At 72.7% G+C, this 24490-nt stretch carries 22 protein-coding genes; 8 read left to right on the forward strand and 14 right to left on the reverse strand.

All coding sequences use genetic code 11. The features are described 5' to 3' along the window. Nucleotides 1–42: 42 nt before the first annotated feature. Nucleotides 43–600, reverse strand: coding sequence for a DUF3291 domain-containing protein (locus ACFWPT_RS13135; RefSeq protein WP_380481733.1), 558 nt, complete (start codon nucleotides 598–600; stop codon nucleotides 43–45). A gap of 329 nt (nucleotides 601–929) precedes the next feature. Between ACFWPT_RS13135 and ACFWPT_RS13140 the strand changes: the two genes are divergently transcribed. Then, a complete protein-coding gene (locus tag ACFWPT_RS13140; protein WP_380481688.1) occupies nucleotides 930–1454 on the forward strand; it encodes an ATP-binding protein in 525 nt (174 codons plus the stop codon). A 145-nt stretch (nucleotides 1455–1599) separates the two neighbouring features. Here the strand turns inward: ACFWPT_RS13140 and ACFWPT_RS13145 are convergent, their stop codons facing one another. Next, nucleotides 1600–2505 (reverse strand): sterol desaturase family protein, encoded by a 906-nt coding sequence (locus ACFWPT_RS13145; protein WP_380481690.1) that lies wholly within the window; start codon nucleotides 2503–2505, stop codon nucleotides 1600–1602. A 149-nt stretch (nucleotides 2506–2654) separates the two neighbouring features. Then, nucleotides 2655–3377: a hypothetical protein gene (locus tag ACFWPT_RS13150; protein ID WP_380481692.1), complete on the reverse strand. Its 723-nt coding sequence runs from the start codon at nucleotides 3375–3377 to the stop codon at nucleotides 2655–2657. A 429-nt stretch (nucleotides 3378–3806) separates the two neighbouring features. Between ACFWPT_RS13150 and ACFWPT_RS13155 the strand changes: the two genes are divergently transcribed. Further along, nucleotides 3807–4859, forward strand: coding sequence for a HEAT repeat domain-containing protein (locus ACFWPT_RS13155; RefSeq protein ID WP_380481694.1), 1053 nt, complete (start codon nucleotides 3807–3809; stop codon nucleotides 4857–4859). Between the two features lies 1 nt (nucleotide 4860). On the opposite strand, the gene ACFWPT_RS13160 is transcribed toward ACFWPT_RS13155, so the two are convergent. Both ACFWPT_RS13160 and ACFWPT_RS13165 read right to left on the reverse strand, forming a co-directional pair. Continuing rightward, nucleotides 4861–5109, reverse strand: a complete 249-nt coding sequence (locus tag ACFWPT_RS13160) for a hypothetical protein (RefSeq protein WP_159398405.1) — start codon at nucleotides 5107–5109, stop codon at nucleotides 4861–4863. 123 nt (nucleotides 5110–5232) lie between these two features. Further along, entirely contained in the window at nucleotides 5233–6414 is a 1182-nt protein-coding gene (locus tag ACFWPT_RS13165) for a sensor histidine kinase (RefSeq protein WP_380481696.1), read from the reverse strand. Nucleotides 6415–6757: 343 nt separating this feature from the next. Here ACFWPT_RS13165 and ACFWPT_RS13170 point away from each other — a divergent pair, with 343 nt between their 5' ends. Continuing rightward, a complete protein-coding gene (locus ACFWPT_RS13170) occupies nucleotides 6758–8755 on the forward strand; it encodes a ricin-type beta-trefoil lectin domain protein (RefSeq protein ID WP_380481698.1) in 1998 nt (665 codons plus the stop codon). Nucleotides 8756–8843: 88 nt separating this feature from the next. Here the strand turns inward: ACFWPT_RS13170 and ACFWPT_RS13175 are convergent, their stop codons facing one another. Next, entirely contained in the window at nucleotides 8844–9437 is a 594-nt protein-coding gene (locus ACFWPT_RS13175; RefSeq protein ID WP_380481700.1) for a TetR/AcrR family transcriptional regulator, read from the reverse strand. 139 nt (nucleotides 9438–9576) lie between these two features. Here ACFWPT_RS13175 and ACFWPT_RS13180 point away from each other — a divergent pair, with 139 nt between their 5' ends. Then, complete coding sequence (locus ACFWPT_RS13180; RefSeq protein WP_380481702.1) at nucleotides 9577–10533, forward strand: SDR family NAD(P)-dependent oxidoreductase; 957 nt, start codon at nucleotides 9577–9579, stop codon at nucleotides 10531–10533. 66 nt (nucleotides 10534–10599) lie between these two features. On the opposite strand, the gene ACFWPT_RS13185 is transcribed toward ACFWPT_RS13180, so the two are convergent. The 5 genes from ACFWPT_RS13185 to ACFWPT_RS13205 are packed head-to-tail and all read right to left on the reverse strand — an operon-like array spanning nucleotide 10600 to nucleotide 14813. Next, nucleotides 10600–11190: a hypothetical protein gene (locus ACFWPT_RS13185; protein ID WP_380372110.1), complete on the reverse strand. Its 591-nt coding sequence runs from the start codon at nucleotides 11188–11190 to the stop codon at nucleotides 10600–10602. Next, a complete protein-coding gene (locus ACFWPT_RS13190) occupies nucleotides 11187–12587 on the reverse strand; it encodes a hypothetical protein (RefSeq protein ID WP_380372112.1) in 1401 nt (466 codons plus the stop codon). The genes ACFWPT_RS13185 and ACFWPT_RS13190 overlap by 4 nt, the downstream gene beginning before the upstream one ends. Next, nucleotides 12584–13396, reverse strand: coding sequence for an ABC transporter ATP-binding protein (locus ACFWPT_RS13195; protein ID WP_380481704.1), 813 nt, complete (start codon nucleotides 13394–13396; stop codon nucleotides 12584–12586). Before ACFWPT_RS13195 ends, ACFWPT_RS13190 begins: the two co-directional genes overlap by 4 nt. A gap of 32 nt (nucleotides 13397–13428) precedes the next feature. Then, nucleotides 13429–14256 carry a zf-HC2 domain-containing protein gene (locus tag ACFWPT_RS13200; protein WP_380481706.1) on the reverse strand — a complete coding sequence of 276 codons (828 nt, stop codon included), beginning with the start codon at nucleotides 14254–14256 and terminating at the stop codon, nucleotides 13429–13431. Continuing rightward, nucleotides 14253–14813, reverse strand: coding sequence for an RNA polymerase sigma factor (locus ACFWPT_RS13205; protein WP_063347220.1), 561 nt, complete (start codon nucleotides 14811–14813; stop codon nucleotides 14253–14255). The genes ACFWPT_RS13200 and ACFWPT_RS13205 overlap by 4 nt, the downstream gene beginning before the upstream one ends. Nucleotides 14814–15357: 544 nt before the next feature. Here ACFWPT_RS13205 and ACFWPT_RS13210 point away from each other — a divergent pair. From ACFWPT_RS13210 to ACFWPT_RS13220, 3 genes are all read left to right on the forward strand, one after another. Further along, a complete protein-coding gene (locus ACFWPT_RS13210; protein WP_380481708.1) occupies nucleotides 15358–15885 on the forward strand; it encodes a GNAT family N-acetyltransferase in 528 nt (175 codons plus the stop codon). Nucleotides 15886–15971: 86 nt separating this feature from the next. Continuing rightward, nucleotides 15972–17207 carry a sensor histidine kinase gene (locus ACFWPT_RS13215; RefSeq protein ID WP_380481710.1) on the forward strand — a complete coding sequence of 412 codons (1236 nt, stop codon included), beginning with the start codon at nucleotides 15972–15974 and terminating at the stop codon, nucleotides 17205–17207. Continuing rightward, entirely contained in the window at nucleotides 17204–17917 is a 714-nt protein-coding gene (locus ACFWPT_RS13220) for a response regulator (RefSeq protein WP_380372128.1), read from the forward strand. Before ACFWPT_RS13215 ends, ACFWPT_RS13220 begins: the two co-directional genes overlap by 4 nt. Nucleotides 17918–17945: 28 nt before the next feature. On the opposite strand, the gene ACFWPT_RS13225 is transcribed toward ACFWPT_RS13220, so the two are convergent. Then, entirely contained in the window at nucleotides 17946–18575 is a 630-nt protein-coding gene (locus ACFWPT_RS13225; RefSeq protein WP_063347223.1) for a dienelactone hydrolase family protein, read from the reverse strand. Nucleotides 18576–18738: 163 nt separating this feature from the next. Between ACFWPT_RS13225 and ACFWPT_RS13230 the strand changes: the two genes are divergently transcribed. Further along, a complete protein-coding gene (locus tag ACFWPT_RS13230) occupies nucleotides 18739–20460 on the forward strand; it encodes an alkaline phosphatase D family protein (RefSeq protein WP_380481735.1) in 1722 nt (573 codons plus the stop codon). 105 nt (nucleotides 20461–20565) lie between these two features. On the opposite strand, the gene ACFWPT_RS13235 is transcribed toward ACFWPT_RS13230, so the two are convergent. After that, nucleotides 20566–21423, reverse strand: a complete 858-nt coding sequence (locus tag ACFWPT_RS13235; protein WP_363368425.1) for an ABC transporter permease subunit — start codon at nucleotides 21421–21423, stop codon at nucleotides 20566–20568. Between the two features lie 80 nt (nucleotides 21424–21503). Continuing rightward, complete coding sequence (locus tag ACFWPT_RS13240; protein ID WP_380481712.1) at nucleotides 21504–24329, reverse strand: alpha/beta fold hydrolase; 2826 nt, start codon at nucleotides 24327–24329, stop codon at nucleotides 21504–21506. Nucleotides 24330–24490 lie beyond the last annotated feature (161 nt).

Here is a 24490-nt window from a genome sequence, read left to right on the forward strand (position 1 = left end):
CACCGCCTCCACTTCCACCAACTGGTCGTTGAGGCTTCCTTGTCAGCGGACCTGGTCGCTCTTCGGCCCGATGCCTCCGACCCTGGCCGGAGTTCCGTCCGGGGCGAACGCGTGGTGGAAGGTGAAGGCGTGCGGCGCGGAGCCGTGGTCGTGGAGGTGTTCCAGCCTGGAAACCCCGTCCTGCCAGGTGGGTATCGCTCCGTCGGGCACCCACCAGAACGCGTAAGCCGGGCGTCCGGTCCTCTCGAACCAGTCGTGACGCCTGTTCAGCGCCTCACGGTGCAGGCCGGTGTAGATGGCGTCGAAGGCGGAGTGCGGGTCGGTCCAAAGTGAGAGGGTCGCGGCCAGGGCGGTGGTTTCCGCCGTACGGCCCTTGCCGTACCAGGCCGGTACGGCGAACTCTCCCCATACGCCCCAGTCCAGGTCGAAATGCGGGCCCTGGCCGCCGCCTGCCGCTTCGGCATGGGCGAGGTACCCGGGGTGCTGGCTGATCTTCCGGTAGACGGCCTCGCCGGTGTCGTGGAGTTCGCGCGTGAGAGGTGCGGGATCGGCGAGAGGTGACTTCAGGACGCCGAACGTGTACAGCGCAAGATGAGGAATGCGTCTCTCCCTGGTTGGGGGTGCCTGGTGTGGGCCCGGTCGCGGGCGGCGCAGCCTGGAGGAACTCCCGTACGGCCGTGGGCGATCGCCGAGGACCAGGTGAAGATAGCCGCCTCCGCAGCCCCTGTCGAAGTTGCGTTTTCCCCGCCAAAATGGCCTCTTGCACCGGCCGTTGCGGGCGCGGGCGACGTCGCGGTCCTCGGCGAAGAACGGGTCGGCCTCCTTCGCGTGCACCTGTACGGGCACGCCGCCGGGCCAGTCCGTGCCGAACTCGCCCGGGTTTCCGCTGTGCCCGTTCCTACGGCCCGCGCACCGCTAACGTCGAGCCCGTGATCGTATGGCTCAACGGCACCCACGGCGCGGGCAAGACCACGACCAGTGCACTCGTGCAGCAACTGATCCCCGACTCCCGGGTGTTCGACGCCGAGAAGGTCGGCGAGACACTCATGGACATCACGCCGGGCCTGCCCGGGACGGACAACTTCCAGCACTGGCCGCCGTGGCGGCCACTCGTAGTCGAGACCGCCCGCCACGTGCTCGACTACACCGGCGGGACTCTGGTGATGCCGATGACCGTCCTGGTCGAGCAGTACTGGCGCGAGATCAGCACGGGCCTCGCCCACCACGCCATTCCGGTGCAGCACTTCGTCCTCCACGCCGACCAGGAGACCCTCCGCGGCCGCATCGCGGGGGACACTGTGGTCGGCCCCAACTCCCGGTTCCGCCTCAACCACCTTGAGCCCTACGCCGAAGCGGCCCGTACCTGGTTGCACGCCGAGGCCGAGGTCGTCGACACCACGCACCTCACGCCCGCCCAGGCCGCCCTGCAGATCGCAGAGGCCGTCAGGAGTTGAGGTCCGCCCGCCACCCGCAACAAAAAATGGCCTTCCGGTGTCGAGTAGCGCGAACAGCCTCCACCAGGGACCGGCTCAGCCCGCCCAACGCCCGACCGCGCAGGAAGTCGGCCGGCCCGACTTCCTGCGCAGCCCCGGCGCAGGATCAGACGCTGCCCGCCTTTTCCTCGACCAGGACGGCGCCGGATGCCGGTTCGGGCTTGCGCAGCGGGAGCTTGGACCAGCGGAACGGAGCCAGCAGCAGGCCGAGGTAGGAGTCCGGCAGGCGGACCTGGTCGGCCAGGCCGATGTCCTCGGGCGGCATCCGGTCAGCGGGCAGGTAGAAGGTCCCGAACAGCAGATCCCACAGGACGACCTTGCCGCCGAAGTTCTTGTTGGCCTCGCGCAGGTCCCTGGAGTGGTGCCAGCGGTGCCCCTCCGGTCCGGGCACCAGGTAGTTCAGCGGGCCCAGCCGGACGTCCATGTTGGAGTGCATGGTGACGCCGTGGCAGTTGTAGAAGGTGAGAAGGATGATCAGGCCGGAGATGCTGTGCAGCGTCCACCCGGTCAGGGCCAGCGGGAAGACGATCGCCACGTCGTCGAGGAAGAAGTCGATGGGGTGGAACCGGGCGGAGTTGAGCCAGTAGAGCCGCTCCGAGCTGTGGTGCACCGCGTGGAAGCGCCAGAAGACCCGCGAACCGTGAATCCACCGATGCATCCAGTAGTAGAAGAACTCTCCCACCAGGAGCGCCAGTGCGGCCTGGGCGACGGGAGGCCAACTCGTCGGCCACAACGTGCTGTCCAGCTCTTCGGACAGCAGGACGGATCCGGCGAACAGGACCGAGAGGAACAGCGGCTCGATCAGCCGGGCGACCACCAGCAGGGCCACCAGGCTGGAAGCGGCGTCCGAAACGACGTCCTTGCGCGAGCGGTTCCAGCCCTCGTAGAACGGCTGGACCCGCTCCAGGACGGCCACGTACACCGAGGCGAAGAGGGTGACCATCGGCACGATGGCCCACTGCGGGAACGAGGTGTCGACCAGGGTGATGGACGCCCCGAGTGTCAGCACCATGAGAATCGGATAGCTGAGATAGCGGATGGTGAAACGCAGGGTTCTGCGCGCGCCGCCGAGTTCTGTTTCCGTCGTTGAATTCATTCCTGATCTCCCCGTGGACTTCTTCAGGCTTCTTCTGCACCCCTCCGCGCGGGACGGGCAGGTATTTATTGGCTTCCGGCGATCTGCTGCCATATCCGAACCGGCCCCAGCGGCGAGAATCCGTTTTCCTCGGCAGCCGCCAGCGCCGCGTCCCGCTCGTATCCGACCAGGTCGATTCCCGGCGCCTCTTCGTGAGCACAGGAGATGAGACCGGCCCAGGTCCGGGAAGATTCCTCCGGGGGGCCGAAGACGTTCGTCACCCCCGCCACACCATGGCTCAGGTGAAGCACGGCTCCCGCCACCAGGCTGTCGCCCGAGAATCCCCCGAGGAAGATCACGTCGTCATCGAGCAGAAGGGATTCGGGGAACGTGTTCACCGACGTGTCGCCGCCCGCCCATGCCTGCTCCCACGTACGCAACTCATCGGTGCCGGCGATACGCCGCCACCGCTGGTCGGCGCCGCCCCGTGACGCCACCTGCGCCGAGGCCGCGACTGCGGCCGGCCGATGGATCCACTGCGCCTCGATGAGAATTCGATAGTTCCCCGGGAGGAGGTCGGCGTTGGCGAAGCTGTCCTTGACGAAAAGCGGCCCAAGCGACGCCTCCCGCAGCACGTCGAGAACCTCAGAGCCGGACATCGACGGGCTCAGAATCACCAGATTCGGGTAGTACGTGAGGCTCTTCTTCAGATTCACCCACGCGACGTCGGAGAGTTCTCCGGAGAACCCGTGCGCCCGACACATCGCCTCGCACCAGGACGAGTTGTTCCGGGCGGCGGCGAGCAGCATCGGCGCCACCGGGGGGTCGGCGGCCGCAGTCCGGCCATGGCCGAACCATCCCACCGCGAAGTCCGCAACCGAGCGAACGGATCGGCACCAACGGACCCACGACCTCGTAACGTCCACCAACTCCCTTTCGTCAAGGCCGACTCCGCAGCCGGCCGGCTTCCGCACCGCCGACCCTTCGAAAGGGATGGGTCCTGTCCGGGAAATCCCCTGACGACCCAGGCCGAGCGCCTTCAACGACCTTCTTGCACATCGGTGTTGCGCGGCGCTCCGCTATGATCGCCCCTGCTCATGACCACGTCAAGATCCTTCCCGGGGGCATCCTGCGACACCCGCACACGCCCGCCGGCGTCGACGCAGCCGTGGACCGGAAGCGCGGTCGGGCCGACAATTCCCGCGCGCACCCGCGGTTTCGTGCACCAGAATGCCCACATGGAAACGGACACCGTGGCGGAGCTGGTCACCCGGGCACTGTCGGCAATGCGCGCCATCACCGCCTCGGACGACCCGGACGACCACGACGGCTGGGACGAGTACGCACCGCTGCTGTGGCGCGCGTCCGCCGACGAGGCGGCGCTGCCGCTCGGCCTGGAACTCATCGGCTCCGCCGATCCGATCGAGCGCGCGACAGGCTGCGACCTGCTGCGCGACACCATCCACCACCACGAGGCAATCCGCACCGAAACGGCCACCGCGCTCGTCGCCCTCGCCCAGCGGGAGACCGACGAGCACGTGCTGCGCGCCCTGGCACGCGCGATCGAGAAGACGCACGACCCGCGCGCCGTCCCCGTCCTCGTCGCCCTCGCCGGGCACCCTGACGCCGAGGTCCGCGAGGGGGTGGCCCGCTCGTTCGCGGAGGTCCTCACCGGCCTGCCGGACGGGCCGGACATCCGCACCCTCATCGGGCTGACCCAGGACCAGAACCCGCACGTCCGCGACTGGGCGACGTTCACCCTCGGCGTCCAGTCCAGGGCGGACAGCCCCGCGATCCGGGCCGCGCTCTGGGAGCGGACGGCCGACGAGCACGACGAGACCCGCATGGAAGCAATCCACGGACTGGCCAGTCGGCACGACCCCCGCGTCGTCCCGCTCCTGGCCGAACTGATCGGCAACCCCGAGGGCGCACACGTCCTCACGTTCAGCGCGGAGCCGATCACGGGCGACCCCGAACTCCTGCCGCCCCTCCCGGAGTACGAGCCCGGCGACGACTGGACCACCGACGCCGTGAACGCCTGCAACCCGGTGCGGCGGGCCCGCCTGGACGCCTTCGCCTGGGAACTGGTCTGCACGCTCCACCGGCTCCGCCCCGACCTGGACGCCGCCGTCTCGATGGAACGCTGCGGCTGGGGCCGCTCCCTCGACATCCACGCCGCCCCGGAGTCAACGGGCTACGACATCGAGGCGCTGCTCACCCGCGCGGACGGCGACCCCACGCGCGCCGCCGAACTGGTCTCGACCGACCTGCCGAGGATCCAGCCCGCCTGATCTAGCCCTTGGTGCCCCTGCCGCGCAGGAGGTCCGCGATGCGCGCGTCGACCTGCTCGCGGTCGTAGCCGCGCCGCACGATCTCGAACGCCGGCGGGGGCGGCGGTGAACCGGCTTCGGACAGGGCGCTGAGGTAGCGGTCGACTTGCTGGCGCTCGTAGCCACGCCGTACCAGGTCAAAGCCACGGAACTCTGGCGTTGTTGACACTTCGCGTGTCCTCCCACCTTCTGTGTCCACGTTGATCGCCATGGCACTGGCGATGGAAACGCCGGTGCGGCCACCGGTGCCCACCCACCGACAGGCGGCGCCCGAAGATATCAGCGCCGTACGCGGGCAGTCTCCGGACCGTCGGAACCCGTCAACCCCGCCCCGTCAGCCCCGCCCCCTCCGCTCGGGTCGCAGCGGCAGCACCCCGCGGACGCGCCAGCCGTGGGCGTGCGGGCCGGCGGACAGGTCCCCGCCGAGGGCGCCGATCCGCTCGGACAAGCCGGCCAGGCCGGTGCCCCCACCGCCGGGGCGGCGGGCAGGCAGACCGCCGGGGCCGCCCTGCCGTCCGCTGTCGGTGACGGTGACCCGCAGGGCGGGGCCCGGGACGCGAACCACCTCCACCTCCAGCCGGCCCGCGCTCGGGGCGTGCCGGCGGACGTTGGTCAGCGCCTCCAGGACGACGCGGTAGGCCGCGTCCTGGATCGCGCGCGGGGCGGTCCCCGCCAGGCCCGGCTCCAGTTCGAGGGAACCGCCGGCCGTGCCGGACGCCAGGAAGCGGTCGACCATCTCCGGGAGGTCGGCGAGGCCGTGGACCTTGGTCGGCGGCAGTTCGGCGAGCGCGGGCGCCTCCGGGTCGCGCAGCGTCTGCAGGGTGTGGTCCATCGAGTCCAGCGCCCGCAGACCGGCCGCCTCCAGGCGGGACAGGAGCTCCCTGTTCTCCTCTTCGTCGTAGGCGCTGACCTGGGCGGCCTGGACCTCCAGCAGGATCCCGGTCAACTCGTGGGCGACGAAGTCGTGGAGATCCCTGCCCACGTCGAGCCGCTGCTCCCGGCGGGCCCGCTGGACGGCGCGGGCCCGCTGGTTGTCCTGGCCCCGCAGGTAGAGCCCGACGCCGACGGCGCAGGCCACCGGGAACATCGCCATGGCGACGGCGACCACCGACGGTTCGAGGACCGCCTGCGGCCGCCGGAGCGTGAAGCGCAGCGGGAGCGCCATCAGCGCGAGCGCCAACGCCGAACCGACCAGGGCGGCTTGGCGGACCGGCGCCCGCCGGATCACCCTCCCGGCCAGCACCAGCATGGCCGCGAACTCGACCGGGAGCCACGACAGCACCAATCCCTGCGGTCCGGGATGGACGGCGTCCGCGACGAGCGAGAGCCCCGCGACCAGGCCGGCCGCCAGGACGGGGGCGACCGGGCCCAGCGGGCGGCGCAGGATCGCGGTCGCCATCGCCGCGACGGCGACGACGGCCCCGGTCCACGCACTCGGTGGGGCGATCGCCGCCGGGGCCGCGACCACTGCCGTCGCCGCCGCACACACCGCGCGGCGGCGACGCGTGTCAGGCATCAGTTCGGTCTGCACGGGCCGAGCCTACGCACGACGGAGGAACGGTGCGCCCCCCAGCACATGACGGATCGTCAGGCATCTGCCGTTCGGCAGAGCAGCACTGGTCGATCGACTCCCCGAAGAGCCGCAGGGGGCACCGACTTGACCGGCCCAGGGTGGGTCCTTGACCTTTCCGAGGTCGGCCACGGCATTGAGTTCGGTCCGCGGAGTCCACCGCTCCGGGGCGGTGCGTGAAAAGGCGTCAAGACCTCCCGGCGCGCCATATGGATTCCGTATGGAGTCGCGAGACGGAGGATTCCGGAACCTACGATCCATCCTTGCCGACCAGAAAGATGAATCCGATATGAAACCCCTGTCCCGCCTCAAACGCGCCCTGGCCTGCGGGATCGCCGCAGTCGCCATGGTCTCCGGCCTGACCGCACAGGCCCAGGCCGCGCCGGAGCCGCCCCTCCACGCGGACAAGACCTGTGGAACCCCGGCCTCGCCGGGCGGCGGCAACTGCATGACCGCGCTGATCAGCTCCGCCTTCGACACGATCAGGCTCATGCGCAACGCCGCCAACCTCAACAAGCTGGACAACGCGGAGTTCACCCAGAGCACCGCGTCGAAGTTGAGCGCGAAGTTTCCCGGGTTCAACGTCATGGTGTTCAAGACCGTGGGCACCGACCTGTACGACACCGAGTGGTTCAAGAACGAGTACAAGTCCGACATGAAGGGGGTGTTGATCGACACCACCTACAAGCTCAACCATTTCCTGGACAAGGAGAAGAAGGAGCCCTCCGGCTACGACATATTCCGGATCTGGGTTTTCCAGGGGGACTCGACCCTCCGCAACCGCGGCGACGGCGGGTACATGAACTGGGCGTTCATCGGCAATGACGGCGACACCGTCAAGAAGGAGCCGTGGACCTGCCGGGCGGGCACCGCGCGGCCGTACAAGTGCGACGGCGACGTGCGCAGCATCCACTTCCCCGCGCGGTCCGGCTACGGCACCAGGACCGGCAGCCTGACCCCCGACTCCAGCCCCGGCTACCACGCCTGCCTGGACGTCAACGGCAACGGCAACGCGAACGGCACCCCCGTGCAGATGTGGGAGTGCAACGGCAGCGACGCCCAGAAGTGGACCTACAACGGGTACAAGCTCCAGGCGGCCAACGGCAAGTGCCTCGACCTGGAGGCCAACAAGACCGCGAACGGGACCAAGCTCCAGGTCTGGGACTGCCTGGAGATCCCCGGCCAGCGCTGGAACATGTCGGCCAGCGGCGGTCTCCGGCACATGACGGACATGGACGACCGGTCCAAGGACGTCTGCATCGACGACTTCAACGGCCGGACCTCCAACGGCAGCACCGTGGCGGCCTGGGCCTGCGGCTCCGAGGACCGGCGTGACGCGCCCAACCAGAACTGGGCCTGGGGCGGCACCCCGCCGACCACCAACCCGCCCACGCCCGGCGGAGGCGGCGGCAACAACGGCGCCGACGTGTACCTGAAGCTCGACAACGGCCTGGGCGCCGTCCCGGTCAGCGGCTCCGCCGGCGCGTCGGTCGTCCCCGGCCTCCGGGGTGGCAACGAGTCCAAGTGGAAGCTCACCTCGGTCGGCGGCGGTCGCTACCGGATCACCAGCTCGTACGGGCTGGAACTCACCGAGAACGGCAACTACATGGCTGAACTCCAGCCGTGGAGCAACTCCTCCCAGCAGAAGTGGGAGCTCGTCGGAGTCGGCAACGGCAAGTACCAGATCCGGATCTCCGACGACGACTGCCTCGCGCACGACGCCGACTTCAAGCAGCTCGGCGTGTGGACGTGCAAGTCGGGCTGGCAGCAGGCGTGGGTGCTGGAGTCCACCTCCGGCGGCGTGATCACCCCGACCGACCCGACCACCCCGACGAAGCCGGACCCGAAGCCCAAGCCGGACCCCAAGCCGAAGCCGGACACCAAGCCGACCGTCCCGACCGAGCGCCCGCTGTTCCTGAAGCTCTCCAACGGCCTGGGCGCGTCGGCCCCCACCGAGACCTCGACCTGGGGTGCGCCGATCGTGGGCGGGATCCTGGGGTACAAGGGGTCCACCTGGACGATCAAGCCGCTGGGCGGGGACCGCTACCGGATCGTCAACGACCTCGGGTACAACCTCACCGAGAACCCTGACACCTACGTCGCCGAGCAGCAGGCGTGGGGCGGCACCTCCAACCAGAAGTGGCAGTTCGTCGGCCTCGGCAACGGCAAGTACCGGGTCCAGATCGACGACGACAACTGCCTCACCCACGACTCCGACTTCAAGCAGCTCGGGGTGTGGAGCTGCGAGGGCGGCTGGAAGCAGGAGTGGACCTTCCAGCTCCTCTGACCGGCCGCACCAGGCCGCAGTCACGACGAAGGACGAAGGACGAAGGCCGAAGGGCGCCAGCCGTACGGTTGGCGCCCTTCGGCCGTTCTCAGCCGACGTCCCGCCCGGAGGCGGCGTGGTAGCGCAGGCCGTCCATCAGGAGGTCGAGGAGGCGTTCCATCCGGGCGTGGTGCTCGGGGGTCGTCGCGGCCATGGACAGGCCGCTGAGGCTGAACAGCACGTCCTCCGGCTCGACGTCGGCGCGCAGCACGCCCGACTCGGCCCCGGCCCGCAGGAGTTGCGTGATCGCGGCGGTCAGCATCGCCCGGCTGTGCGAGAAGGGGTTCCCGCCGGAGGCTATGAGCGCGCGCAGCGCGTCGGACATCCCGCGCTTGGTGGTCATGTAGCGGACGAAGCCGTCCATCCAGGCGCGCAATGCGGCGTCGGGTTCCGTGCCGTCCAGCAGCTCCGCGGCGGAGTCGCACAGCTTGGCGAGTTCGCTGCGGTAGACCGCCTCGACGAGTTCCTCGCGGGTGGCGAAGTGCCGGTAGAGGGTGCCGATGCCCACACCGGCCTCCTTGGCGATCGCCCCGAGCGTCGCGTCCGGCCCGTCCTGGGCGAAGGCCCGTGCGGCTACTTCGATCAGTCGGTCGCGGTTGCGGCGCGCGTCGGCGCGCAGCGGCCGGGGGTCGGCGGTGGTCACGGCTGGTCCTCCTCGGGTTGCAAGCGGAGGATCCTCCGCTTAACCTGGAGACATGCGGAGGGCCCTCCGGTTTCCACTCTACCGGCCGCCCCCTCCCGCGCACCCCCAGCTCCGGTCACCCAACCAGACGGGAACGATCATGAACGCCAGCACCCCGCGCCTCACCACCCCCTTCGGCGCCGAGTCCACCGCCGCCGAGGTCATCTCCGGCACCGACCTGACCGGCCGCCGCGCCGTCGTCACCGGCGGCGCCTCCGGCATCGGCGTCGAGACCGCGCGCGCCCTCGCCTCGGCCGGCGCGCAGGTCACCCTCGCGGTCCGCAACCTCGACGCCGGCGCCCGCACCGCCGAGGACATCACCGCGACCACCGGCAACAAGGACGTCCGGGTCGCCCCGCTGGACCTGGCCGACCAGGCCTCCGTCGCCGCGTTCGTCGCCGCCTGGGACGGGCCCCTGCACATCCTGGTCAACAACGCCGGCGTGATGGCCTCGCCCGAGCTCCGCACGCCGGAGGGCTGGGAGCTCCAGTTCGCCACCAACCACCTCGGGCACTTCGCGCTGGCCACCGGCCTGCACCCGGCCCTGGCCCGGGACGGCGGCGCCCGCGTCGTGGCCGTCAGCTCCAGCGCCCACCACCGCTCCCCCGTCGTCTTCGAGGACATCCACTTCCGCGAGCGCGCCTACGAGCCCTGGTCCGCCTACGGCCAGTCCAAGACCGCCAACGTCCTCTTCGCGGTCGAGGCCGCCAAGCGCTGGGCGGCGGACGGCATCACCGTCAACGCCCTGATGCCCGGCGGCATCCGCACCGCCCTCCAGCGCCACGTCTCCGAGGAGGAGCTCGACCGGCTGCGTGCCCAGGCCGCCAACGGCGCGGAACTGCTGTGGAAGACCACCGAGCAGGGCGCGGCGACGTCCGTCCTGCTCGCGGCCTCGCCGCTGCTGGCGGGCGTCAGCGGCCGCTACTTCGAGGACTGCAACGAAGCCGTCCGCGGCGAGCTCAGCGCCCGCAGCGGCGTCTCCGAGTACGCCCTCGACCCCGAGGCGGCCGCCCTGCTCTGGCAGGTCTCGCGCGACACCCTGGGCAGCCGCGACTGACGGCCCGCAGCAGAACGCCCCGCTCCCCCGGCGAGCCTGGGGGAAGCGGGGCGCGGGGCGGGCCCGTTACCTGCGCGGCCCGGCCAGGGCGTAGACCCCGGCGCCGGTCACCAGCAGGGCCACCGCGGTCCAGGTCGACGCCTCCGTGCCAGGGGGGTAGGACATCCAACCGAACGCCTTCCCCACGGTGTTGGGCGGCAGCGGCGGGGAGAGGACGGCGAACGCGAGCCAAGCGGTCGGCAGGGTCCAGGCGAGGTGCGCCCCGCACACCACCGCCCCGAGCGCGGCCAGGCCGGCCAGGCCCGCGGTGTCCCGGACGACGACCTCGGTGGGGGCGAACCTCGGCCCCACCGCCTGGACCGCCAGCAGCGCCGCACCCGTGACCAAGCCGATCAGCAGCGCGTGCGCCGCCCGGCGGGGCGCCCACCGGATCGCGGCCGTCCTGTCCAGTGCGGCGTCCTGCCCGCCGAGCCCGACGGAGCCGGCCGCCACGCTCGCGGCGAGCACGAAGTACACGATCGGGTTGATCGCGTCCGCGTCCATCCCATCCGTGCCGCCGCCCCGGTTGAAGGCCCACACCACCAGCGCGGTGAGCGCGACCGCGGCGGCCGACGTGGACACCTGCCGTGAACGCGCGTACAGCATCAGCCACCTCATCGCGACGCTCCCCCGGCCAGCTTCGGAACCTGCTTGTACCCCTCGCAGGAGAGCGCGGCGGCGTGCAGCTCGACGATCCGCGAGCGCTGCTCGGCCGGCGGCAGCGCCATCAGCTTCTGCCACGCGAGGTCGGCCTCGGCCCAGGTTTCGAGCGCGTACCGGCTGGTGCCCTTCTCCTGCAGCGGTTGGAGCTGGGTGTCGTGGAGGGCCCAGCTCACGGCGATGCTCTGGGCGGGGATGTCGTGGCTCCCCCCGCCCTCCTTGTCGTTGTCCGGGTAGCAGCTCGGCGCCAGGCCCCTGGCGATCAGCGCGCGGGTCAGCTTGTCACCCTTCGCATCGGCGAGCATCCGGTCGTTGAAGTCGACCAGCAGCACGTCTGCGGAGAGTTCGCGTGGCGCGGCGAGCTCGTGCAGCGCGGTGTCCTCCCGCACCGAGGTCGGCGCCTTGTCGCCCAAGGCGTCGTGCAGCACGGGCATCGCCTCCTTGCTGCGCTGCGCGAGCTCGGCGAGGTGTGAACGGCTCGCCTGCGTCACGCACACCGGCCCGTCGCACACCAGCGCCGCGGCGGCCTTGTCGACGACGTAGGTGTCGCGCGCGGCGGCCGGGAGCACCAGCAGGGCCAGGCCCAGGCCGGCCAGGACGGGAGTCACCGCGAGCAGCCGCGCCCGGCGGGTCACGGCCGCCAGCAGCGCGAAGCCGGTGGCGAGCAGGCCGAGCAGCCAGAGCGTCTGGCCGAGGTGGACGGAGCCGGACAGGGTCAGCAGCATCTGCCGCGGCTCCACGGTCGCCGGGGACAGCTGGGCGAACCGGTTCGACACCCTGCCCGTCGGCACCGCCGCTTCGTTGTTCATGCGCAGGAACAGGCCCGTCCCCACGAAGACGATCACCACCAGGGCCGGCGGCGTGAGGGTGGAGGGCAGCGCCCGCGCGACACCCATGCCGAACACGGCGCCAGCGACCAGGGCCAGTGCCGCCACCAGCGAGATCGGCAGCCAGCCGAGGGATGCGTAGGTGGTCGGACCGGCCGCCACCTGGACTCCGCCCACCAGAACCAGCAGACCGAAGCCCACCGCCAGCGCGAGCCCGATCGCACCGGCCGGCAGCGCCGCACGGCGCCAGGCCGGCAGTGGCGTGGTCGTCAGCAGCTCGGTCATCCGCGAGCGGGATTCGCGCAGCCCGTACACCGCCCCGATGCCGATCACGAACGGCCACCAGAAGGCCAGCAGGGACCGGGTCCACATGGCCATGGTGCTCCACTGGGCCGTCCACCCCGCGGTGCCGTGCCACCAGAGCGCGTCGAACGGGAAGAAGACCGCCAGGCTGCCGGCCAGCACGACGATGCCGGCCCACGGGGCGGCGGAGCGCCTCAGCTCCGTCCGCAGCACACGTCCGTTCACCAGGCGCTCCCCTGCTGGCCGGAGTTGCTGAGCAGCGCCGAGTAGCCGCGCTCCAGGGGGCTGTCGCCCGGGTGGTCGGTGCTGCCCGCCGCACCCAGCTCGTCCGGCGTGCCCTGGAAGACGAGGCGGCCGTCGGCGAACAGCACCACGTCGGAGCAGGCGGCCGCGACGTCCTCGACCAGGTGGGTGGAGACGACCACGCAGGTGTCGCGGCCCAGGTCCTGCAGCAGTTCGCGGAAGCGCAGCCGCTGCGCCGGGTCCAGGCCGGCCGTCGGCTCGTCCAGCAGCAGCACCGCGGGGGAGTTGACGATGGCCTGGGCGATGCCGGCCCGCCGCACCATGCCGCCGGACAGGGTCTTCATCCGGTGGTCGGCGCGGTCCGCCAGGCCCACCCGCTCCACGGCCCGCTGGACGGCCCCGGGGATGTCCGCCTTCGGCACCTCCTTCAGCCAGGCCATGTACTCGACGAACTCGCGCACCGTGAAGCGCTTGTAGTAGCCGAAGTCCTGCGGCAGGTAGCCGATCTGGCGGCGCAGGGCCCGGTGGTCGCCCACCCTGCCCCCCAGGGAGGTGCCGAGCATCTCCAGTTCGCCCTCGGTGGGGCGCAGCACGGTGGCCAGCGTCCGGATCAGGGTGGTCTTGCCCGCTCCATTGGGCCCGAGGAGCCCGTGGGCGCCGATGCCCAGGGAGAGGTCGAGCCCGTCGACGGCCATCTTGCTCCGTCCGACGCGCACCCTCAGGCCGCTGGCCCGGATCTCCCAGGCGTAGGTCTTCGGCGCGGTGTCGGCCGCGCTCGCCGTATACGTCATGCGATGGTCCCTTTCCAGGGTGGACATGGGTTTCACAGCGTTGAGTACGCGTCCCTGCGGGTGATCACGGCGCAGACGCCGAGCGCGAGGAGCAGCCCCCACACGGGCAACTGGTCGCGGTGCAGGGCGAGTTCGAGGACTGCGGGGATGCGGCCGGTGACGAACGTGGGCACCACGACGGCAGCGCCCCACGCGGCCACCAGCCCCACGGCGGCGCGGGTCACGCCGACCACGCTGCCCAGCGCCAGGGCGGTGGAGGTGAAGGCCAGGGAGGGCAGCAGCCACTGCGCGGCCGTCGTGTTCCCGGTCAGCCATCCCCCCGCCAGGAGCCCGGGCACGACCACCACGAGGACCGCGGTGGTGCGCCTGAGCAGCAGGGCCAGGCCGGCCCGGGCGGTCGAGGCGGTCAGTTCGTGCGCCGGGTCCAGGCCGCGCGACCACGATGCGGCGACACCGCACAGCGGCAGCACGGGCGCGATCAGCGCCACCGTCGAGGAGCCGCCGAAGACCTTCGCCGGCGCGGCCACGTCCAGCAGCAGCGCCATCAGGGTGACGACGGCGGTCATCGCCAGCCACGGGGTCATGGCCGGTGTCAGCCAGGCCGACACCCAGGTCGGGCGGTGCCGCCGTCGGGGCGCCCCGACGGCCGCGTCCAACTGCGCGTCCAGACCGGCCCGGACGGTGTCGACGAGCGCGGCGACGCCGGGCGCCTCGGTGGCCACGGAGGCCGCCAGCAGGCTCCGGCACGGCGCGCACGTCTCCAGGTGGGCCTCCAGTGCCCACACCGTGTCCGCGGCCATCGCCGTGTCACCACGCGCGTAGTCGTCGATCAGCCGCCTCGACGCGTGTTCCGCGTTCATGCCAGCGCCTCCCGCATCGCGATCCGGGCCCGGCGGGCACGGGTCTTGACCGTGCCTTCGGGCAGTCTGAGCAGGACGGCGGTCTCCCGGACGGAGAGCCCGTCGAGCACCGTCGCCTGCAGTACGTCTCGAAGTTCCGGCGCCAGCCGCCGTAGGGCGTCGCCCACGTCGCCGCCGACGGTCCCGGCGAGCGCCTCCTCCTCCGCCGCGGGCACCACGGCCCGCTCGGCGGCGGCGACCGGCGGTTCGGCGTGGTGGGCACGGCGCCGGAAGGCGTCGACGAGGCGGCGCGCCGCGATCGTCCACAGCCACCCGACGGCCGTCCCGCCGACGGCGCTCCCGGCGAACGCGCCGGCCGCGCGCCACACCGCCAGATAGGTCTCCTGCATGACCTCGGCGACGATCTGCTCGTCCGCGCAGCGACGGCGCAACCGCACCGCCAGCCACGGCGACGTGCGCCGGTACAGCTCGTCGAACGCCGCGCGGTCACTTCTGGCGATCAGCCGGACGAGGCGTTCCTCGTCCAGCTCGTCCAGTGCTCTCCTGCGTGATCTCACACCAGCCAGACGCCCGCGACCGCGCGCAGGTTCTGCATTCGGCGTGACCTGCGTCACATGAAAGCAGCGCAGGAAGTCGGCCTACCCGACTTCCTGCGCTGCGGCGACCTCGACGCCCGGATCAGGCACCTGCGGTGGCTAGGTCCTGTCCGGTCGATCTTGGCGGATCAGCCTGCGGCGTTGGGCGCCCGGCTGGGCGTGCGCCCGGATCGCCCTCGTACTGGGCCGTACTTGGGCGATTCGGGCGTGCGTCCAGGCGGGATGCCCGGCGTCGCAGGCCCGGCAAGATCGGCCGGACAGGACCTAGCACCCCGCCGCCCTACCGGTCCTCGGCCGTCCGCGCCAGCAGCGCGATCTCGGCCGCCACCGCCTCCGGCTCGGCCGCGACGGTGATGTCGAACACCGGCAGCATGTCCCGAACCGGCCTGGCCGACACGAGGACCACCCGGTACCGGCCCGCTCGCACTCCCCGATCGCCACCGGCGCTCCAACCTCCCGAAAACCGCTTGCCGGGCGGACGACGGCCCCCGTACCGTCGCCCGGCGTGACCCCGACCCTGCGTACCGATCGCCTGCTGCTCGACCCGTACGTCCTCACGGACGAAGAGGACTTCGTGACGCTGTTCCAGGACCGGGAGGTGTCCCGGTGGATGGGCGACGGCCCTCAGTCCGAGGCCGAGGACCGGGCCCTGTTCGGCCGCATCTTCACCCAGGTGTACGCCTCGAACCGGTTCGACGTCTGGGCCGTCCGGCAGGTCGGCCGCCTCGTCGGGCACGCCGAGATCAAGCCCACCACCGTGGCCGAGGGCTTCGAGATCGTCTACGCGCTGGCCCCGGAGGCGTGGGGCCGCGGCCTGGGCACCGAACTGGCGGCCGCGATCGTCGACTACGGCTTCACCGCCCTGGGGCTGGCCGAGGTGCACGCGACGGTCGCCGACGCCAACCTCGCTTCGCTGGCGCTGCTGGGCAGGATCGGCTTCCGGCACGTCCGCGACATCACGGAGGACGACGGCAGCACGACCCGCCTGCTCACCCGGGGCCGCGCCGATGCCGCCGGGGCCGCCTCGCCGTAGCCGTCCCGCCGGAGCAGGAAGGCCGGAGCGAACGCTCCCCCGATCGGGGGAGGCCCCCCATGAGCTGCGCCGCAATACTGGTGATCATGATCAGGGGAATCCGGCCGCTGCTGCGCGGCTCCACGTACTCGGGTGTGCTGTTCGCCTTCTTCGGCGCGCTGGCGAGCCTGCCGCTACTGCCGTTCGCGATGCTGCCGATGATGGCCTGGCCGGCCGGCCCCTACCTCGCACGGGCGGTGCTCACCCTGCTGTTCTGGGCGGCGCTGCTCGCCGTGGTCGGGCTGGCCCGCACCACCCGGCGGGTGCTGATCGGCGGCGTCCGCCGGCTGCTGAGGGTGCCGCTGCCGGATCCGGTGTCCGGTGCCCGGGCGGCGGACACCCCCGGCTCCGACCGTTGGCGCACCCCGCTGTGGCTGGTGCTGCACGTGGCGCTGGGCTGGGCGGGCGGCTTGGTGAGCCTCGTGCTGCTCGGCGCGGCCGTGGCCCTGCCGGGCGGCTGGGTCTCCGGTGATGCCCGGCTGAGCTGGCCCGGCCGGTCGGTGCAGCTGACGGGCGTCTGGAGCTGGGTGGTGGCGGCGGTCTGCCTGCTGCTGGCGCCGGTGGTGTGCGCGGCGGTGGCGGGCGCGCTGCGCGGTCTGGCCCCGAAGCTGCTGGGTCCGTCGGCGGCCGAGCGGCTGGCGCTGGCGGCGGAGCGGGAGCGCCGGCTGGCCGAACGCAACCGGCTGGCCCACGAGTTGCACGACTCGATCGGGCACACCCTGACGGCGGCCACGATCCAGGCGGCGGTGGCGGGTGAGGTGCTCTCCGCCGACCCGGTGGCGGCGCGGGCCGCCATGCGCAGCATCGAGGAGTCGACCCGGGCCGCCCTGGAGGACCTGGACTACGTGCTGGGCGCGCTGCGCGAGGAGGAGTCGGGGGCGGCCCCGGCCCGGACCTTGGCCGACCTGCCCGAGCTGCTGGAACGGTTGCGGCACGCCGGCGCGGTGGTGGAGCCGGAGCTGTCCGGCGAGCTGGCGCAGGTGCAGGGGACGCTCTCCCGGGCGGCGTACCGGATCCTCCAGGAGGGGCTGACGAACGCGCTGCGGCACGGAGCGGGCGGCCCGATCGAGGTCCGGGTGGCGGCCGGGCCGGACACCCTGGAGCTCAGCGTGGCCAACCGGACCGGGGCGGGCCCGCGCCAGGGCGCCTTCCCGACCTCCGGCCACGGCCTGCCGGGTCTGGCCGAGCGGGTCCGGCTGCTGCACGGCGAGATCGAGGCCGGGCCGGACGGGCCCCAGGCCTGGCGGCTGGCCGTACGGCTGCCCGTACGGTTGTCGGCATGACCGGCCCAGATCCCACCGCCGCCGCGCCCGACGCCCCGAGCAACGCCACCGGCACCCCCGTCACCCTCCTGATCGCGGACGACGACGAGGTGACCCGCAGCGGCCTGCGCACCCTGCTCGCGGTGCAGCCGGGGATCACGGTGGTCGGGGAGGCGGCCGACGGCGTCGACGCGGTCGAGCAGGCGCAGCGGCTGCGGCCGGACGTGGTCCTGATGGACGTACGGATGCCGCGCCGCAACGGGATCGAGGCCACCCGGCAGCTGCTGGCCGAGTCGGCCGCGCCGCCGAAGGTCGTGGTGATCACCACCTTCGAGAACGACGGCTACGTCACCGCCGCGCTCAGCGCGGGGGCGAGCGGGTTCGTGCTGAAGCGGCTTCCGGTGCGGCAGATCGCGGAGGCGGTGCGGGTGGCGGCGGCCGGGGAGGCGATCCTCTTCCCGGCGGCGCTGCGCCGGATGGTCTCCGCCCGCCCGCTGGACTCCGCCGAGGCGTTGCCCCGGGCGGCGTTGACGGTGCGGGAGGAGGAGGTGCTGCGGTCGATGGCCACGGGCCAGTCCAACCCGGAGATCGCGGAGTCGCTCAGGGTGAGTCTGGAGACGGTGAAGACGCACGTCGGGAACGTGCTGACCAAGCTCGGCGCGCAGAACCGGACCCACGCCGTGGTGATCGCGTACGAGTCCGGCCTGGTGGTGCCGGGGCTCGCCGGCTGACCCGGCCCGCCCCGGCACCCGCCCTCGGTCAGGAATCCAGCTCGCCGAGGAAGTCCAGCGCGATGGCCCAGGCCCGCTCCGCCGCCTCGGCGTCGTAGTCGGCCAGCTCGGTGTCGGTGAACAGGTGCCCGGCGCCCCGGTAGCGGTGCACCTCGACGTCGGCCCCGGCCCGCCGCATCCCCAGGTACCAGGCGTTCAGCCAGTCCTCGGTCTCGAACGGGTCCGGCTCGGCGACGTGCAGCTGCACCGGGATCTCGGTGGCCGCGTCCTCGCGCAGGTCGGAGGTGCCGTGCAGGAGCAGCAGGCCGCGGGCCTTGTCGTCGGCGAGGGCGAGGTTCTGCGCGAGCGAGCCGCCGAGCGAGAAGCCCGCGTAGACCAGGCCGCCGTCGGACAGCGGAGCGGCGGCGGTGACGGCCCGGCGCAGCAGTTCCTCGCTGCCGCCGACCTCCTCCTGGTACGCCAGTCCGGCCTCGATGTCGTCGAAGGTCCGCCCGTCGTACAGGTCCGGGGTGTGCACGGTGTGCCCGGCGGCGCGCAGCCGGTCGGCGGCGGCGTGGACGGCGGAGCGCAGCCCGAGGGCGGAGTGGAAGAGGACGATCTGGGCCACGGTCGGGGTCCTTCGGCAGCTGAGGGCGGGTACTCCCCCATGATCCCGCATGATCCGGCGACCCGACTTCCCCGGCCCGCCGGCCCCGGCCTCCCCCGCTCGCCCACCCCAGGCAACCACACCCGCCCGCTCCACGACGGATCGTCAGGTCACCTGATTTACCTACACTTTACTAGCGGGTAACCTTCCGGACGTGAACGATCTTGTCCATGACATGACCCCTGCCCACCCGCGCCGCCGCCAGGTCCTGAAGGCCGGCGCGCTGGCCGCCGGCGCGACCGCCGCCCTCCCGATCGCCCTCCCCACCCCCGCCGAAGCCGCCGAGCCGGCCCAGGCCACCCAGACCGCCCAGGCCGCCGGAGCCGCCCAACCCGCGCAGGCCCCCGAAGCCGCCCCCCGCTTCCTGCACGGCATAGCCTCCGGCGACCCCCTCCCCGACGGCGTCCTGCTCTGGACCAGGGTGACGCCCCGCCCCGAGGCCCTCCCCGGCTCGGGCCTCGGCCCCGACACCGAGGTCCGCTGGGAGCTGGCCGCCGACCAGGCCTTCACCCGTGTCGTCGCGAGCGGCACGGTGACCGCCACCGCCGCCGCCGACCACACCGTCAAGGCCGACGTCCGCGGCCTGACCCCGGACACCCCCTACTGGTACCGCTTCACCGCCACCACTGGTACCGGTACCGGCAGCGCCGTCTCCCCCACCGGCCGCACCCGCACCACCCCCGCCACCGACGCCGCCCTCTCCCGGCTGCGGTTCGGCGTCGCCTCCTGCGCCAACTGGGAGGGCGGCTACTTCTCCGCCTACCGCCACCTCGCCGCCCGCGGCGACCTGGACGCCTTCCTCTTCCTCGGCGACTACATCTACGAGTACAAGACCGGCGAGTTCTGCGCCCGCGGCACGGTCGTGCGCCCGCACGCCCCCGCCCACGAGATCCTCACCCTCGCCGACTACCGCACCAGGCACGGCCAGTACAAGACCGACGACGACCTCCAGGACCTGCACGCCAAGCTCCCGACCATCGCGATCTGGGACGACCACGAGTTCGCCAACGACGCCTGGTCCGGCGGCGCCGAGAACCACACCCCGGGCACCGAGGGCGCCTGGGCCGACCGGATGGCCGCCGCCAAGCAGGCCTACTTCGAGTGGATGCCGGTCCGGCCCTCGATCGCCGGCACCACCTACCGCCGCCTGCGCTACGGCAAGCTCGCCGACCTGCACCTGATGGACCAGCGCTCGTTCCGCTCCCAGCAGGCGAAGACGGGCAGCGGCGCCGTCGACTCGGCCGACCGCACCCTCACCGGCCGCGCCCAACTGGACTGGCTCAAGGCCGGGTTGTCCGCCTCCGACACCACCTGGCGGCTGATCGGCAACGAGGTGATGATCTCCCCGGTCGCCTTCCTCTCGCTGCCCGACTACCTGCTGCGCCCGCTGGCCAAGCTGCTCGGCCTGCCCGGCGAGGGCGTGGCGGTCAACCCCGACCAGTGGGACGGCTACACCCACGACCGCCGCGAGCTGCTCGGCCACCTCAAGACGAACGGCATCACCAACACCGTCTTCCTGACCGGCGACATCCACTCCGCCTGGGCCGCCGACGTCCCGAACGAGGCCGCCACCTACCCGCTGTCCGGCAGTGTCGCCACCGAGTTCGTGGTCACCTCGGTGACCTCCGACAACGTCGACGACCTGCTGAAGGTCGCCCCGCAGACCGTCTCACTGGCGGCCGGCACCGCGATCAAGGCGGCCAACCCGCACGTCAAGTGGGTCGACCTGGACTCGCACGGCTACGGGGTCCTGGACATCACCCCCGAGCAGACCCAGATGGACTACTACGTCCTCTCCGACCGCACCCGCAAGGAGGCGACCAGCAGCTGGACCCGCTCCTACCGCACCCGCACCGGCACCCAGCGGATCGAGCCCGCGAACGCCCCGATCGCCTGACCCCAGCCCTGACCCCCGCCCTGCGCCCCACCCCGGTCACCCACCCCGGGCCCGCCGCACCCCGGGCCCGCCGCACCCCCGCGGCGGGCCCGCAGCACAACGGCCCTACGACACCACGTCCTTGCGCGCGAACCCCCGGAACGCCAGCGCGAGCAGCACCGCCGCGTACGACAGCGACAGCGAGACGCCCTGCACCATGCCGCCCCACTCCAACTGCGGCTGCAGGGCGTCCGCCCAGGCGTACTGCCAGTGCGCGGGCAGCCACTCCCGCAGGCCCCCCAGCGCCGTGACGGCGTCCAGCACCCCGGTGATGATCGACGCGAACACCGCCCCGCCGACGGCGCCCAGCGGCGCGTCCGTCGCCGTGGAGAGCCAGAACGCCAGCGCGGCGATCACGATCTCGGCGAGGAACACGTACGCCGCCGCGACGGCCAGCCGGGGCAGCGCCTCCCCGGCCGAAAGGCTGGCCCCGGTGGGCAGTTTGAGGTCCCCCCAGCCGTACGCGGCGGTGCCGACGACCAGCCCGATCAGCGGCAGCATCGCCACCGCCACCGCCGAGAACGCCAGCCCGACCGCGAACTTGCGGGCCAGCAGCCGGGCCCGGGGCACCGGCGCGGCCAGCAGGTAGCGCAGCGAGGACCAGCTCGCCTCGGAGGCGACCGTGTCGCCGCAGAACAGCGCCACCGGGATGACCAGCAGGAAGCCGGTGCCCACGAACAGCATGGTGGCGGCGAAGTTGGGCCCGGACGCGGTGGCCAGGTCGATGAAGGTGGTCCGGTCGGGGCGGCTCGGGGTGCCGCCGATCTGGAACGCGGCCAGCATCACGAACGGCAGGGCGGCCAGCACCGCACCGATCACCAGGGTACGGCGGCGCCGCAGCTGGCGCATCGCCTCCACCCGCAGCGGCAGCGTCCGGCCCGCCCGGTACCCCTCGGCGTGGTCCGCCGACACGACGCCGCTCACGCCATCACCCACCTCGCTGCTCACCTCACTGCTCACCTCACTGCTCACCTCACTGCTCACGCCACCGTTCGCACCCCTGCTCACGCCGCACCTCCGATCAACGACAGGAACGCGTCCTCCAGCCGCCGCTGCGGCCCGGCGCTCTCCACCGGCACACCGAGACGCACCAGTTCGGCCAGCAGTTCGTGCGCCGCCAGCCCGTCCAGGCGCACCAGCAGCCCGCCCTCGACGGCCTCCGCCGAGCCGACCCCGGCCAGCGCGCCGACCTTCTCGACGACCGACCCGGGCTCGTACCCGGCGGGCACCCCGAGGAACAGCAGCTCGCCCGCGCCGACGATCTCGCCGACGGCGCCGGTGGTGATCAGCCGCCCGCGGTCCATCACCACCAGGTCCGTGCAGCTCTGCTCGACCTCGGCGAGCAGGTGGCTGGAGACGATGACGGTACGGCCGGCGGCGGCGTACCGGATCATCACCTCGCGCATCTCGCGGATCTGCGGCGGGTCGAGCCCGTTGGTCGGCTCGTCGAGGATCAGCAGGTCCGGCATCCCGAGCATGGCCTGGGCGATGGCGAGCCGCTGCCGCATGCCCTGCGAGTAGGTCCGCACGGCGCGGTCGAGCGCCTCGCCGAGACCGGCGATGGCCAGCGCCTCGTCGAAGCGGGCGTCCTCCTCCGGCCGGCCGGTGGCCTGCCAGTACAGCCGCAGGTTGGCCCGGCCGGTGAGGTGCGGCAGGAAGCCCGCGCCCTCGACGAAGGCGCCGACCCGGGAGAGCACCGGCGCACCGGGGCGCACCAGGTGGCCGAAGATCCGGATCTCGCCCGCGTCGGGCCGGATCAGGCCCATCAGCATCCGCAGCGTGGTGGTCTTGCCGGCGCCGTTGGGCCCGAGCAGGCCGAGCACCTGCCCCTGCTCCACCCGGAAGCCCAACTCCCGTACGGCGTAACGGTCCTGGGCGCCCTTGTAGCGCTTGCTCAGGCCGGTGATCTGCAACGGCACCCCGGCCAGCGCCGGGTCGTACGCCGGCCCGTCGCCCGCCCCCCGCCGACGGCGGCGCAGCAGCCGGGGCGACAGCACCAGGCCCAGCGCCACCACGACGGCCGCCAGCGGCAGCAGCCAGGTGCGCGCGGGCAGCGGCGTGGCCTCGGTGACGAGTTCGTCGTCGGTCGGCACGGTGAGCGCCCCGGCCGGCGCGACCCGGTAGGTGGCGGGCTCGACGGGCGAGGCGTACGCGAGGTCGGTGGCGGCCAGGACGAGCCGCAGCCGGTGCCCGGCGGCGAAGGTGTGGTCGACGGCGGGCAGCGCGACCGTGACGGTGCGGCCCGCGTCGGCGCCGGTGACCCGCAGCGGGGCGGCGAGCTGCTGCGGGAGCACGGCCTTGCCGTCCGGGCCCACGTCGTACAGCTTGGCGAAGAGCACCGCGTCCGGCCGGTCGGCGTGCACCTGGACGGGCACGGTGGGCTGCCCGGTCAGGTGCAGCGGCTGGCCCAGCGGCGCGGAGTCGAAGGCGGCGTGCTGGCCGGGGAAGTCGAGCGACAGCCCGGCGCCGAGCGAGGCGGCCTGGCTGAGCGCCCCGATCCCGGGCAGCGTCGAGATCCCGGGCGGGGCGCCGCCGGGCGGGTTGGCGATGGTCTGCTCACCGCCGGCCAGTTCGACGCCGTGGGAGCCGGTTCCGCCCAGGCCCGGGTAGCGGTCGGCGGAGGCGCCGCGCAGCACGGCCTGGAAGCCGGTGGAGTCGACGCCCCCGGTGCGGGTGACCCGGAACGCGGGGCCGGTGTCGTCGCCCTGCCCCTTCAGGTAGTGGTCGAACCAGGCGGTCACCCGGTCGTCGACCCGGGCGCTGGTGTCGGTGCCGCCGTCGTGCCCGCCGGCGAACCAGTCCACCGAGACGGGCGCGCCGTTGGCCGCGACGGCCCGGGCGATCCGGTCGCCCTGGTCGAGCGGGAACAGCGAGTCCTGCTGGCCCTGCACGACCAGGGTGGGCGCCTTGAGCTGCGCGGCCACCGAGGACGGGCTGGAGCGGTCCAGCAGTGCGACGGCCTCCGGGTCGGCGTGCCCGGCGGTGGCGACCCGGTCGTACATCTGGCAGAGCGACTCCAGGAACCGCCCGCAGCCGACCGGCCCGCCCGCGGCGTCGCCGCCCTGCCCGGAACCGCCCTGCCCGGGAGCGCCCTGCCCCGGCCCGGCCCCGCCGCCGCGCGGCGCGCCGCCGGAGGGACCGAGGTCGCCGGCCGCGCCGGTGGTGAAGAAGATCCCGGCCCAGAGCTTCTTGAACACGCCGTCGACGGCGCCCGAGCCCTGCACGCCCTGCGGGAACAGCGCGTCGGCCAGGTTCCACCAGGTGATCTGGGTGGCCACCGCGTCGATCCGGTGGTCGTACGCGGAGGCCAGCAGCGAGACGGCGCCGCCGTACGAGGCGCCGGTGATGCCGACCCGGGGGTCGCCGGGCCCGTCGAGCTGCACCTCGGGCCGCTGGGCCAGCCAGTCCACCAGGTGCTTGACGTCCTCGACCTCGCGGTCGGGCGCGTTGAGGCCGATCTTCCCGCCCGAGTGCCCGAAGCCGCGCGCCGACCAGGTCAGCACCGCGTAGCCCTGTCGAGCCAGCTGCTGGGCGCGTTCGCGCTCGCCGTCCTTGGACCCGCCGAAGCCGTGCGCGAGCAGGACCGCCGGGCGCGGGGTGGTGCCGGTGGTGAAGAAGGAGGTGTCCACCTGGACCTGCTGGTCACTGCCGGGGGTCTCCGGCATGGCGAGGAAACGGTCCTCCTGATGGACCGCCGGCTCACCGCCGGACGCCACCGTCGCCGTACCCGCCCCGGCCACCACCACCAGGGCCACCGCACCGGCCACCACCCTGCGCCGCACCGTCGTACCCCGGCTGCGCCACCGGCGCCACGCCCCACCGAACTCCATGGGGGCTGATCGTATCCGCCCCCCGGGTAGGCGTCCGATAAGGCCACCGCCGAAGCCGACGCTTGCGCCCCGTTCACCCCGTTGCGTCCGGGTACCGCACGGGAAAACGGAGATCCCCGCACCCCCTCAGGGGCACGGGGATCCGCACGACCGGGCCCGAA

It is taken from the genome of Kitasatospora sp. NPDC058478 (assembly GCF_042720345.1).
Lineage (GTDB): Bacteria > Actinomycetota > Actinomycetes > Streptomycetales > Streptomycetaceae > Kitasatospora.

What these genes read in the sequence shown, in the direction of transcription:
- ACFWPT_RS13145 (WP_380481690.1), bottom strand. Translation starts at nt 2,505, where the DNA reads ATGGTGCTGACACTCGGGGCGTCCATCACCCTGGTCGACACCTCGTTC.
- ACFWPT_RS13150 (WP_380481692.1), bottom strand. Translation starts at nt 3,377, where the DNA reads ATGCTGCTCGCCGCCGCCCGGAACAACTCGTCCTGGTGCGAGGCGATG.
- ACFWPT_RS13155 (WP_380481694.1), top strand. Translation starts at nt 3,807, where the DNA reads ATGGAAACGGACACCGTGGCGGAGCTGGTCACCCGGGCACTGTCGGCA.
- ACFWPT_RS13160 (WP_159398405.1), bottom strand. Translation starts at nt 5,109, where the DNA reads ATGGCGATCAACGTGGACACAGAAGGTGGGAGGACACGCGAAGTGTCA.
- ACFWPT_RS13165 (WP_380481696.1), bottom strand. Translation starts at nt 6,414, where the DNA reads ATGCCTGACACGCGTCGCCGCCGCGCGGTGTGTGCGGCGGCGACGGCA.
- ACFWPT_RS13170 (WP_380481698.1), top strand. Translation starts at nt 6,758, where the DNA reads ATGAAACCCCTGTCCCGCCTCAAACGCGCCCTGGCCTGCGGGATCGCC.
- ACFWPT_RS13180 (WP_380481702.1), top strand. Translation starts at nt 9,577, where the DNA reads ATGAACGCCAGCACCCCGCGCCTCACCACCCCCTTCGGCGCCGAGTCC.
- ACFWPT_RS13185 (WP_380372110.1), bottom strand. Translation starts at nt 11,190, where the DNA reads ATGAGGTGGCTGATGCTGTACGCGCGTTCACGGCAGGTGTCCACGTCG.
- ACFWPT_RS13195 (WP_380481704.1), bottom strand. Translation starts at nt 13,396, where the DNA reads ATGACGTATACGGCGAGCGCGGCCGACACCGCGCCGAAGACCTACGCC.
- ACFWPT_RS13200 (WP_380481706.1), bottom strand. Translation starts at nt 14,256, where the DNA reads ATGAACGCGGAACACGCGTCGAGGCGGCTGATCGACGACTACGCGCGT.
- ACFWPT_RS13215 (WP_380481710.1), top strand. Translation starts at nt 15,972, where the DNA reads ATGATCAGGGGAATCCGGCCGCTGCTGCGCGGCTCCACGTACTCGGGT.
- ACFWPT_RS13220 (WP_380372128.1), top strand. Translation starts at nt 17,204, where the DNA reads ATGACCGGCCCAGATCCCACCGCCGCCGCGCCCGACGCCCCGAGCAAC.
- ACFWPT_RS13225 (WP_063347223.1), bottom strand. Translation starts at nt 18,575, where the DNA reads ATGCGGGATCATGGGGGAGTACCCGCCCTCAGCTGCCGAAGGACCCCG.
- ACFWPT_RS13230 (WP_380481735.1), top strand. Translation starts at nt 18,739, where the DNA reads ATGACCCCTGCCCACCCGCGCCGCCGCCAGGTCCTGAAGGCCGGCGCG.
- ACFWPT_RS13240 (WP_380481712.1), bottom strand. Translation starts at nt 24,329, where the DNA reads ATGGAGTTCGGTGGGGCGTGGCGCCGGTGGCGCAGCCGGGGTACGACG.